12 protein-coding genes are annotated in these 12,144 nt (G+C 40.3%); 7 read left to right on the top strand and 5 right to left on the bottom strand.

What is annotated here, in order from left to right; all coding sequences use genetic code 11:
- Positions 1–197: 197 nt before the first annotated feature.
- From IE337_RS04705 to IE337_RS04695, 3 genes are all read right to left on the bottom strand, one after another.
- Positions 198–2,633, bottom strand: coding sequence for a Xaa-Pro dipeptidyl-peptidase (locus tag IE337_RS04705; protein WP_191135984.1), 2,436 nt, complete (start codon positions 2,631–2,633; stop codon positions 198–200).
- A gap of 113 nt (positions 2,634–2,746) precedes the next feature.
- Entirely contained in the window at positions 2,747–4,027 is a 1,281-nt protein-coding gene (locus tag IE337_RS04700; RefSeq protein ID WP_191135983.1) for a collagen binding domain-containing protein, read from the bottom strand.
- A 55-nt stretch (positions 4,028–4,082) separates the two neighbouring features.
- Complete coding sequence (locus tag IE337_RS04695; protein WP_191135982.1) at positions 4,083–5,483, bottom strand: hypothetical protein; 1,401 nt, start codon at positions 5,481–5,483, stop codon at positions 4,083–4,085.
- Between the two features lie 346 nt (positions 5,484–5,829).
- Here IE337_RS04695 and IE337_RS04690 point away from each other — a divergent pair, with 346 nt between their 5' ends.
- From IE337_RS04690 to IE337_RS04675, 4 genes are read left to right on the top strand one after another with little or no spacing between them, the layout of a single operon-like run.
- Positions 5,830–6,126, top strand: a complete 297-nt coding sequence (locus tag IE337_RS04690; protein WP_057743860.1) for a hypothetical protein — start codon at positions 5,830–5,832, stop codon at positions 6,124–6,126.
- Positions 6,127–6,152: 26 nt separating this feature from the next.
- Positions 6,153–7,379 carry a glycosyltransferase family 2 protein gene (locus IE337_RS04685; RefSeq protein WP_191135981.1) on the top strand — a complete coding sequence of 409 codons (1,227 nt, stop codon included), beginning with the start codon at positions 6,153–6,155 and terminating at the stop codon, positions 7,377–7,379.
- Between the two features lie 2 nt (positions 7,380–7,381).
- Complete coding sequence (locus IE337_RS04680; RefSeq protein WP_191135980.1) at positions 7,382–7,651, top strand: hypothetical protein; 270 nt, start codon at positions 7,382–7,384, stop codon at positions 7,649–7,651.
- Between the two features lie 5 nt (positions 7,652–7,656).
- Entirely contained in the window at positions 7,657–8,523 is an 867-nt protein-coding gene (locus IE337_RS04675; protein ID WP_191135979.1) for a polysaccharide deacetylase family protein, read from the top strand.
- Between the two features lie 102 nt (positions 8,524–8,625).
- On the opposite strand, the gene IE337_RS04670 is transcribed toward IE337_RS04675, so the two are convergent.
- The gene (locus IE337_RS04670; protein ID WP_057743848.1) at positions 8,626–9,576 is read right to left on the bottom strand and encodes a TerC/Alx family metal homeostasis membrane protein; all 951 of its coding nucleotides are present in this window, start codon (positions 9,574–9,576) and stop codon (positions 8,626–8,628) included.
- A 433-nt stretch (positions 9,577–10,009) separates the two neighbouring features.
- Here IE337_RS04670 and IE337_RS04665 point away from each other — a divergent pair, with 433 nt between their 5' ends.
- The 3 genes from IE337_RS04665 to IE337_RS04655 are packed head-to-tail and all read left to right on the top strand — an operon-like array spanning position 10,010 to position 11,447.
- Positions 10,010–10,303: a hypothetical protein gene (locus IE337_RS04665; RefSeq protein ID WP_191135978.1), complete on the top strand. Its 294-nt coding sequence runs from the start codon at positions 10,010–10,012 to the stop codon at positions 10,301–10,303.
- Positions 10,304–10,338: 35 nt separating this feature from the next.
- Complete coding sequence (locus IE337_RS04660) at positions 10,339–10,941, top strand: short chain dehydrogenase (protein WP_191135977.1); 603 nt, start codon at positions 10,339–10,341, stop codon at positions 10,939–10,941.
- Positions 10,926–11,447 (top strand): NUDIX hydrolase, encoded by a 522-nt coding sequence (locus tag IE337_RS04655; RefSeq protein ID WP_341480679.1) that lies wholly within the window; start codon positions 10,926–10,928, stop codon positions 11,445–11,447. Before IE337_RS04660 ends, IE337_RS04655 begins: the two co-directional genes overlap by 16 nt.
- 42 nt (positions 11,448–11,489) lie before the next feature.
- On the opposite strand, the gene IE337_RS04650 is transcribed toward IE337_RS04655, so the two are convergent.
- Positions 11,490–12,080, bottom strand: a complete 591-nt coding sequence (locus tag IE337_RS04650) for a hypothetical protein (RefSeq protein ID WP_191135976.1) — start codon at positions 12,078–12,080, stop codon at positions 11,490–11,492.
- Between the last annotated feature and the right edge of the window lie 64 nt (positions 12,081–12,144).

The following is a 12,144-nucleotide window of genomic DNA, read 5'->3' as shown; positions in this document are numbered from 1 at the left end:
TTAATCTCGTTGATAGTATTATAAGGGGCATATGACTGAAATGAAAGGGCTTTATATCGGTTTCTAACAACGTTCGTTTTTGAATCGTTTTAAATGTGAAATTTCGTAAATTTAACTAGTGTGTCCAGACTTTAAACACACCAACTGTATAAGATGAATTAATAAAAAAAGTCGCACATAGGTGTGCGACTTTTTTATTAATGATCGTCAGCAAGACGTAAATTAAGTTGGCTCTCAGTTAGGTTAATTTGGTAACTGAGGTTTTGGTTACCACGAATGGTGGTTTCAAAATCGGTTGCATAAATCACTAATCCAAGTTGATGTCCAGCTGGCAAGCGATAGAACGTTGGTTGTAAGGTCACGTGCACTTGGTTAAAGGTATTTGGTACGACTACTTCATTTTGATAGGCATGCGTGCGATTCTGTAAGTTGACGTGTCCCTTAGTAATCATCTTCCAAGGCGTGACTTGTGTTTCTGGCATAAATTCATATAAATCATCAGTCCGCCAGTCATAGGCACCGCTCAAGACATTTTTGGCTAATAGCGTTGGCTTGGCACCCAGCCGTTTTGCATCACCATAATCGACTAGTTGGAAACTAAGCATCCCCACGGACGCATCAACTGCGACATCGACTGTGATTTCAGGGGTACCGTCAATTGTCCAAGGGTGCACTAGGGGTTCTGTTTTAAAAATGAGTCGGTTATCGCGTAATGCGTTTTCATCCGTATTTGGCTTGAAGAGATCAGCATGCCAGCCAGCTAAATCATCACAATAGCGTTTGAAAGTTGCCTCGGATAACTGATCATTAAACGTTTGGATTTGAGGTGTTTGATGCTTTGTTTCAGTTAAATGATCTTGATCCAGATAGAGGGTTTGGTACTGGTCGGTGGCAGCAGGCCAATCCGCAACAGGATGCCAAGTCTCCGCCGTGACATTATCCTGAATCAAAACGTCTGGTAACAAAGTATCAGCCCCATTATTCAAATCAAACAATTTATAGCTTAACCACAAATTCATCATATCTGTGAAATCAAGGGAGCGGAAGTTATTAATGTAGATATGCTGTCCTTGATGTAAGATGATTTTCTTATGGATGGGGAGTTCACGTAAACTTTGCCATAAATTGTAGACGTTGCGTGGTTTGACGTTCCAGTCATTTAAACCATGGACTAAAATCATGTCGGCTTTGATATTGGCGACTTGGTTCAAATAGTTTCGGCCATCCCAGTAGGCCGTATAACTACCAGAATGACGATCTTGGTCCTTTTGTAACTGTGATAGAACTTGTTCAAAGTCTTTTTTAACGCCAAGATAGTCGCCTGCGTCTTGCATACGGCTGAAAACATCACCAGCCAAGACGTCCATATCCTCACCCTGGAAGGTGTCGGGAGCGGCGACCAATCCGTTGTCACGATAGTAATCATACCAACTTGAAATCGCTGCTTCTGAAATAACCGTTTTTAGACCGTCAACACCTGCAGTGGCAGCAGCAGTTGCCAAAGTTCCCAAATACGAGCGACCAGTCATGGCAATATGTTGATTGGTCCACCAAGCGGGGATGGCAATGCGATCAGTCTTGTTGGTGAATGCTTGACGTTGACCATCTAACCATTCAATGATTGCAACAGTTGAGAGCGTTTCAGCAGGACCACCAGTATCACGAAGACCATCTGAATCGCGGGTACCAATTCCCGCAGCATATACAACCGCAAAACCACGACTCAAAAAGTAATTGTTTAACGTATAACTCTGTTCCTTAGCAAAGTGCTCAGTGGCTAACACGGTTTCACCAATAGGGAGGCGTTCGGGTGGTAGCTCTGGCGATAGGCTTTGAAATTGGACATCGGCTGCGGTTAGTTGGTTGGGAGCCTTTTCAGTTAACGGGACATCAACCGAGTGTGTTATTTTTTCACCAAAAGTGTCATTCGTTCCTTGATTGTAGGGACTCGCTGTATACAAGACTGGAGCTTTGTAACCTGAGTTGGTTAACTTTGGTCGAGAGACTTCAACTTTCAACAAATCGCGTTTACCATCATGGTCTGTATCAAGTGGGGCTTCAACATAAACAATTTCATGAATGGTTTCATGGGGATTGAAAACAGCTTGGGCTTTTCCATTGAAGAAAACAGGACCGGTGATTTGACCGTAAAATGGCACAAAGTAGCCCGTTTGTGTGAGGTAATCTAAATAGGTTTCGCCATTTTTAGTATGTGTTGACAGCAGTTGATACCACGCATGTGCAACATCGTTGGCAGTTTGGAAGGCTTCAACATCAAATGTTGGTAACTGCAAAGTGCTGTATGCAGACAAAGGATCAGCTATATCGTAGTCAGTTTCTGGTTCAAATTGTAATAATTGTAAGGCAAGGCTTGCAAAAATGTCGGCGGTAAGGGGAGCTGCTGATGCCAAAAAATCAGCCATGTTTGTGTCTGGTGTTGCGAGCAGCTGGCTAAGTTTCTGGTCAAAAGCAGCCGGACTCGTGACTAGTGGGGCCCAAGCTCGTTGCAAAAATGCAATCAATTGTGCTTTAGGCGTGTCTAAAACATCTGTCTCAAGAAAATGAATGTTTTTCAATTCCCAGAGTTCTGTAGCTAGTGGGAGTTGCATCCTTCCAAACTGGTTATTTTTCATTTCAGTTACCCCGTTATCGTATATATTTATATGTTTATTATACGCTAATTAGCCGAAAAACTCGCCACACAAAAAAACCTAACAGTCGCTTGGACTGATAGGTTTTTCATGGTTTATTTGTGATGTGATTTAAAATAAAGTGTCCCAGTTACGGATAGAATCACTAAGCCAATCAATGAAAGAAAGCTGTACTTTGCAACATCTGTTAGTGGTAACTGTTGATGCTGCGGCTGTTTCTTGTTGGCTGGGGTAGTGTGTTCACTAGCTTTGCTCGTGATTGTATCTTGTGGGTGGTTAGCAGGTACCTGTGTTGAAGGCACTTGCTTAGGTTGTTTTTTGGGGTTGTGCTTTTTTGGCCCAACTGGTTGTTGTGGTTGAACTGGCTTTTCAGGTGTTACCGGATCCTGTGGTTGAGCTGGTTTTTCAGGCGTGACAGGCTGATCAGGCGTAGTAGGTTTCTCAGGGACATCAGGTTTAATGTCCATATCACCATCACCGGTACCACCGCCACCGAAACTCAATTGGGCACTAGATTGATTACGAGACATGCCGTCATCGTCACCACCACCAAGATTATCTGCATCGAGAGTAACGTCATTGGTGTACGTTGCGCCATTTGGATTACCAGTTGCCTTAGATTGGTATTGTAGGTTGACCCCTGTTTTTACGTTAGCCAAATCAAATTGGATTGATCGATCTGATTTTTGTGAGACGGTTACATCAAGGGTGCCACCATCTGGAGTGAACTGCCCCTGATCATCCCAAGTTCCAGTTTGGGCTTGCACGCTTCCTGGAATGTAGCTTTGGTGTGCGCCAAGTGTGTCAGTTAACGTGACGTGTCCGAGATGGTCTTGCGCTGGATTTAAGGCAATGTTCCAATTGATTTTGTCGTGTTGTTCAGATTCCCACCAACCGGATTTGTTAATCAACCAATCGCTTGGTAACTGATCATCGATAGCTTTACCACTTGCGTAGATATAAATTTCACCTTTGCGATTAAGTGTTTTATCGGCCAATTCGTTGTTAAAAGTCACTGTACCAGTGGGGCTATTCGCAGCAAAGTTAGCTTGACCGACCACAATGCCCGTACTATTCAAAATGTCAAAGGTTAAGGCATGCGGAATCATGACGTTATCTGGAATCTCAACCTGCATGGTATCACCAGATTTAATTTTAACTTGGTCGGGAATAGACCAATGCCAACTCACATGATATCCGGATTCAGTAAGGTCAGCTGTATGACTTTGCACTTTGCCTTGGCCATCAGTAATGATGGCACTATCCTTATCAATACCCTTGGCTGATAACGTGTCAGCTTGCGCCGTAATTGGCAACAGACTGACACCACAGGCCACTGTTACTAATATATTAACTAAAAATGTTCTTAATTTCATAAATTCCCCTCGCTTTCGCGGTCAGAATATCAAAGCGATGAAAATTTGTAAACATTTATTTTGGGCTAAATTTCTGATGACGAACTTGGCGAATGAGTTCTTCTAAGTCATACCATTGTTGTGGCCCAGTTGGGCTATTCCAAATTACTTGTGGTTTTTCAAAATGATCCAAAGGCACATCGCTCACATAAATGTCGGTCTTTTCTGACAGTTCCGTTGTGGTATGAACGTTGAGATAGGTGAAGGCATTAATATTATTGGACACCCAATTGGTGGCGCGGTAGCCTCGAGAAAAAGAGACACAAATTTCAATTGTGTCATCTTTTTGAAAGTCCAAACCTGACGACATGGCTAACACAACAATTCTAAAATACAGATGGTAAAGATGATTTTGTGACATACGAATTTCTTGATTCACTAAAGCGATTAATTGGCGAATATGGAAATCCGTTTGCGGGTAAACTGTCGATAAATAATGGCTGGCATGACTATAATCACGTTCCGTTAAGAAATAATTTCGCTGGGTTTCTGTATACACTTCACGAACTGTGTTGTTGATTTGGGTCTCTGAAAACGGAAAATCAAGTTGGTCCATATAATTAGCGATAATACGATAGACGGCTTGCCAGCTTGATTCGTCACGGACTAAGTCCTCAATTGGGTAGTGGGTCGGTTCAATTAGCCCAATTTCGAGTGTTGTCTGGAAAATGAAGATGGAGGCGCGCGTTGTGTTTTCAGGCAAGACTTGTTTAAACAAATCAAGGACGCCTGGGTTATCTGGATTTTTAGCTAACCACAAGTAATCTTCAGCAACACGATGATGATAATGGTTACGGAAATATGAAATGATAATCAAAATGCTAATTTTTTGTGCAAAAACGAGGTCATTTTGTATTCGAGGAATATCGAGTTGCAACACGCGATCAAGCAGACGTTGAACTTCCGGAATTTGAACGTCGGGGACGACATTAAAGTAGTCATATAAATTGTAAATAAAGAGACGCAAATTTTTCTCAGAAGGATGTAAGCCAATAAAGTACATCATATTCTCTTCGAATTTCTTTTTTTCTTTGAAGAAAAAAGCACGCGACCAACCATACCCGCGAAAGGTTTGATTAAAAATGATTTGATCATTCTTTAATAAGGAGAGTAGGAATTTCTCGGCATTACTTGATTTAAAATAATTACGCAATAATAAGTTTTCAACACCAAATTTCAGTTGCTCATTGTTATCAATGTAGCGATCGGTGACGTTAATGAAAACATTAGGCGCAACGGTTTGTAAATCAAGATTAATTTCATCAATTAGCTTGTTTAAACGGTAGTTTGACATGTCAAGATTGGCCGCGAAGGTTTTGCGTTCTAACATGGGTTCTGACGACTGCAACATTTGATTAACAATATGGATTTTTTGTTCATCATCTTTATCTAAAAAACAAAGGATTTTGTCCATCATGATCCTCCTTAGGAATATGTTTGCTTTGGCAGGCTCAGAATATCATAACAAGCACGATGCAGAGTCTACGTTTTTTTAGCGTTACGCAAGTTGCACATTACCTACTATGAAAAGTATATGCCAAAAGCGCTGGATAAGCGATAGCGTCAACCATAATATGATTGGAACGAACAGAGCTCTATTTTCAGAGTCTCTGTTTTTTTATCGTGAGTAAAAAAGCATGAACGGTAAGCGACTGGAAATCATATAATTCAAAAATTAATTGTGGTTTAATTTGAGTTATCAGTTAGAGCAAATGATGTTTTTCTAATTGAAAAATCATAAAAAATGTAGAAAGGAGTGCGCCATGTACTTTGATGTAAGAGCAACGGGGCCAGCGCAACTCAACTATCACTTTCATAATCGTGACACGATTCATACGGAGGTCGCGTCGAATATGACAGATGAAAAGCAGCCCAAACGGATTAGTAAGCGGATTTTAATGTTTGAACCAATTGTGCAACATTATTATCAAGAAAATCCTAAAATCACTATCAATAAGGTTATTTTTCATTTAGAACAAACGACTCATTTGCCACGAGCTTCATATGACGAAATGGCCATAATTGAGGAACGGCTTAAAATTCAATTGCGCCGAGTTTAGGTTTAAGAATTGGGGAGGAAAAGGGTATGACAGAGGTACTGAAGGAGATTTTACAATTAATGACGGGGTATACCATTATCTATCCTGTTTTTATGTCAGTCGGATGGATCGTAGGGGCCATCTGTTTTCACACCCATCGGGAAAAAACAAAGGTAGATATTGCAGACGAAGCAAGCGTCACAATCGTTGTCTCAATGTTTAATGAAGCTGATTTGATTGAAGAGACTATGGCAGCAATCAAAAAGGTCACATATGAAAATCTCAAAGTTGTTTTAGTTGATGATGCAAGCACGGATGAAACGGTCGATATTGTGAGACACTATATTCAGAAACAACATTGGACGAATTGCACACTCGTTGAAATGTCTGAAAATGGTGGGAAGGCACGTGCACTCAATTTTGCTTTAACGCATTATGTTGATTCTGACTATATTACGGTAATTGATGCAGATTCGATTATTGACTCAGCAGCGATTAGTAAGTTAGTTGAAAACTTTGATCGACCAGAAATTGCAGCAGTTACGGGAAAGCCAATTGTTCGAAATCGGACGACTGTGCTGGGAACGCTACAAGCACTTGAGTATGTGAGTATCATTGATACAATCAAGCGAGCGCAACAAACATTATTTCATAAAATTATGACCGTTTCTGGTGTGCTAGTGATGTATCGGGTGAGCAGTCTAAAAACGGTTGGAGGGTTTAATCCACAAGTGATGACTGAGGATATTGATGTCACTTGGCGTTTTTATAAATTCGGATACCAAATCAAATATGAACCACGCGCAATTACGCACATTTTGGTACCAGAAAAATTAAAGGGATTTATCAAGCAGCGGACACGCTGGTCGATTGGTGGCGTCGAAGTGTTCAACCAGAATATTCATTGGGTTTTACGGCAAGCTGGTACCGGAACCAAGTTTTTAATGTTGGAAATGTTCTTTTCACACCTTTGGTCGTGGTCATTCATCATCAGTACACTTGATTTCGTTATTTCCGTCTTTCCAGCGCATGATTTCAAGCTTTCAGTGCCGATTATGTTTATTTATATCTTTATGATGGTATTCATGACGACAGTTAGCTTGATTCGCGACGGAGGAACAAGCAAAATTTCAGTACGTGATTTATTTGTTTGGCCGATTTATTACCTATTTTATTGGGTGATTAATTTAGTTTGTTCAATTAAGTCAGAATTTATCGTCCTATTCACAAAGAAATCTACAGGGACATGGGTCAGTCCAGATCGAGGGGTATAAACATGATTATTCGGAAAAAAAGGTATTTTGGTTGGTTAGAAGAAACGTTTATTTCAAGTGTTTGGATCGTTTCATTCGGACTAGTATTAATTGGCGGGCTGTACCTTGGGGGAGCCTATACAGATGATTTAAGCATTCTATATATTGTATTGGGGTTAAATCAGAAAATTTTCTTAATCGTAATCGGATTGTTGAGTGTGAGTTTGTTGGTTTGGTTGTTTGTTTTGGGGTGTGCTGAGTTAACTCGGGATACACGACACCGAGAGGGGTAAAGTTTATGCGCATCAAACGAAGTATTTATATCATTTTTTTAATTATTTTTGGGTTGGCACTGGGAAATGAATATTTACAGTTTTCTAAAGGGCATGCGCACAGTACTTTGCCTGCTTATTCTGGAATGTTCCGTCAAGAGTCTAATGGGGTAACGGTCTTGACGTATCATCGTATTTTAAAGGATTCTGGCTTAAATCGTGCCGCCAAACATGTTTCAAGTAATGATCAGTTACATGAATATAATGTCACCGAAACAGAGTTTAAAAAGCAAATGGACTTTTTAGCGAAGAAACACGTAAAAGTGATTTCATATGAAGAGATGCTCAATATGAAAGCTAACGGGCCAATCCATGGAAAATATGTTGTCTTAACGTTTGATGATGTGGATCGGTCGATGCCAGAAAATGCAGCGAACATTTTGGAACAAAAGCAATTTCCCTATACATTCTTTGTGGTAACCGGATTTGTAGACAAAAAAGTGGATGGCATTCGGATGGCCAATTGGAAGCAACTAGAAAAGATGGCCAAGAGTCCATTAGCAACGGTGGGGTTGCATACTGATAAACTACATTATCAAATCGATGAACAACCAGCCTTGCAATCAAGTAAGATATCGCATCAGACAATGGCAGCAGATTATCGTCACAGCCAAGCCGTAATTAAGCAACATACGGGACAATATGCGAAGTATTTTACGTACCCATATGGGGCTGCTAACGATTATTTAACCCAGTATATGAGTAAACACGGTATTCTTTCTGTTTCCACGCTTGATCCAGGCATTGTCAATCAAGGCACAAACAATTTAGATGTACCAAGAATGCTAGTAAATGAAAAGTCTTGGCAGAATTTAGCTAAGTGGTTAAGTTAGTACGGTTGGGGAGTAACGACACGCTTTAATTTTAGTCACGTTTACAATAAAACAATAAAAAAGCAACTAGCCGGAGAAATCTACGACTAGTTGCTTTTTTGTTTAAGCTTGTTTTTCACGACGATTTGAGATGAGCGATGCACCGATGGCAACGGCCAGGCAAAGCACAATCACAACTAATGAAGCCGCGTTTGAGATTTCAAAACTTGAGCCCATTGCTTTGCTAATTTCATTTACAATCATCTTCAAACCGATGAATGACAAAATTGCAGCAAGACCATACTTAATGTATTTGAACATTGGCAGAATTAATGACAATGCCGCATAGAATGAACGTAAGCCCATTAATGCAAAGATGTTTGATGTGATGACCACAAAGGTATCAGTCGTCACGGCCAATGAAGCAGGAATTGAATCAAAGGCGAAAATAATGTCAGATATTTCAATGAAGATTAAAGCGACCATGAATTGAGTGACAAATGTCTTACCATTCGATTTTACAAAGAATGGGGCACCATCTTGTTCGGTAATCTTAATGGGTAGCACTTTATTCAAAAAACGCATCAATTTATTATCATCAAGGCTTTCTTGTTGTTCTTGGTTATTAAAGAACATCTTAATTCCAGCATAAAGCAAGAAGGCACCAAGAACGTACATTAGCCATTGGAAATGTGATAACAAAGCTGATCCACCAAGGATAAACAAAACCCGCATAATGATAGCGGTGAAAACACCCCAGAATAAGACGCGGTGCTGGTACTTAGCGGCGATATTGAAAAAACCAAAGACGAGAATAAAGACAAATAGATTATCTAGACTTAACGACATCTCGAGGGTATAGGTAGTGAGATAGTCGACGGTTGCATCTTTACCACCAAGGTGGAAAATGATGAAAGCGAAGAGCAGTGCCAGAACAATCCAGACACCACTAGTAATGAGGGAATGCTTCATGGTTGGAGCTGTATTTGCTTTGTTGAAAACTTTAAGATCTAAGACGAGCATTGCAACGACAAAGACAAAAAAGCCAATCCAATAAATGGGGGTTACTGTCATGTGTAAATGTTACTTCCTTTTTGTTTTTTTGCTTTAAATATAAAGTATACTCCATTATACAAGAGTTTTATGCGTTTGTTATAAAAAATAAGTGTTTTTGGAAATTGTCTGGCACAGTATACTCAAGAAAGGAGTCCAAGCGAGTTAAGTATGCAGTTACTATTCTGAATGTACATTCATTTATGAAGAAGAATGGAACTGTCTAGTCGGTGACTGGTGTTTTAAATAAATGGTTATTAAATTATGAGCAAGAACATATTATGACTAAATTGTTATTTAGTGAATGTTGATTTAGCTATGCTGAGATTGCAGGTGCTTTTGTAAGTTTATTGCAATGGCTTTAACCAAATTGACGCATTGCTGTCGCTAGTCCGCAAGATAATAAAGGTACACTAAGGTTAATTAATTACTGAATGAAAAAGGGGTATCCATAATGTCAGAAGAACAAAATGTGATTCAGTTAACCGAAGGCTGGGTCTTGCGTGTCCTAAATGGTACTGTAACGAAGGCCGATGTTAAGATGGTTCCAGATAGTACCGCTGTTGATCCAGATAGTACCGCTGTTGATATTGAAATCTATACAACTGGGGATACAACGGTACCAGCTTTTACGCTACAACTAAATGTATTGGCTGATGTGATTGAAGTTATTGGTATCGATCCAATTCAAAAGATTCAAAAATTAGCCATCAAAATGCCCAAGCGTATTGAAGTGACTTTAGCTTAACAATAAATAGGCCAATATTTAAGAGGTAATCAAAGATGCAAATTTTAGTTGTTGGTGGAAATGGGACATTGGGAAAGGCTGTTGTAGCGCGTTTGCGTGAATTAGGCCATTCCGTTATTATTGGCGGCCGCCATGATGCTGATGTCTATGTTGATTTAGCTGATCCTGAAAGTATTCAAAATATGTATACGGACCTGCCAGAGTTAGACCACGTGATTTCAACTGCCGGTCAGACAACTGCGAAGGCTTTGGTTGACATGCAGCCAGAAGATAATATGTTGTCAGTCCAGAGTAAGCTATTAGGTCAAATTAACTTGGTGATTGTTGGACAGCACTATCTTAAAGATGGTGGCAGTTTTACGTTGACGACAGGGATTAAGAAAGATGATCCAATTCCTGGTGGTACTTCAGCGGCCATGGCAAATGGTGGTGTGACTGCTTTTGTAAAATCCGCCGCGATTGATTTACCACGTGGACTACGCATTAATGCTATCAGTCCTAATGTGGTTGATGTCAGTTTTGAGAAATTAAAGTCGCAATTTTTGGGATATACACCGGTCTCAATTACGGACGTTGCCGAAGCTTTTGTTAAAAGTGTTGTCGGTAAACAAACGGGACAGGAATATCAGATATATTAAAACTTCTGGAGGTTCACGATGGTGCAAAATGGCGTACATCAATCTTTTGGCGTTTATGGTGTAATGGTTCAGCAGAAACAGCTGGCTGTTATAAAAAAACAGATGGACCTTACCAGAACCGTTTTGATTTACCTGGTGGACAATCGGAGGCAGGCGAAACTTTAGAACAGACGTTGACTCGTGAAATTAAAGAAGAGACGGGACTTTTAACTAAAGAGATTCAGCAACTGGGCGTTACAAGTTTCCACTATCACTGGCACTATCAAGGATTTGAAGAAAACCAGCATGTTACCGTCTTTTACCATGTTTTGCAGTTTCAAGGTGATATTCAGGCTAAAGTGCCAGATTTTGATGGTCAAGATGCCGCCGGAGCATTATTTGTGGACCTTGATGATATAACTGAGGCGAATGCTTCACCGCTTGTTTTAAAAGCAAAGCAGTATTTAACAACCGGTTACTTTGATGTAACGGCAACGCGTTTTACGCAGTGGCATGTTTTAGATTAAAAAAGCATCAGTATCTTGGGATACTGGTGCTTTTTGTGTCTATTAATCTTGGCTCCTAAAGTGGTTGATTTCACTATCAGAATAGTGTGACCAAGCGGGGACGCTCTGGATAGCCGCGTTAGAATACCCCTTTACGATAGCTGAATCCATCTTGAAACGGGTGGGATCTTGAGCTGCTGCAACGCGTAGATTAGCGGCTTGGTCAGTGGGAGACAACTGTGCAATTTGATGTGGTGTCAGGTTGGGATCGTTTGGATCAATGGTAGTTTGTGCACTTGAATGGGCGGCTGAAGCATCTTGCGATTGTGCAGTAGATGTTTGACTTGTTGTACTGTCAGTTGATGAACTAGATGTATTACCCGATGGTGTCAAATTCGATGATTTAGAATCTGCTTGACTTGTTTGATTAGAACTTACTTCAGTAGAACTCGCACTGGATGTCGTCGTACTCGTTTTATCTGCTAATTTTTGTGAAGATGATTTAGAAGCCGCCTTGACGCTGGCAGCGTGACTTGAGGCTTGGCTTTTTTGTGTTTCAGCCTGATGTTGCGCGTTCATTTCAGCGTAACCATAAGTACCAGCTCCGCCAATTACGGTAGTGGCAACGATAATTGAAATAATTCCTTTACGCATGTGTATAACTCCTTTACGCTCATAGCCTAGTTTATTTCATTGTAACACTTGATGACTTTTCGCC

Source organism: Weissella viridescens, assembly GCF_014789145.1.
GTDB classification, from domain to species: domain Bacteria; phylum Bacillota; class Bacilli; order Lactobacillales; family Lactobacillaceae; genus Weissella; species Weissella viridescens.
This window is presented reverse-complemented; position numbering and strand designations above follow the sequence as displayed.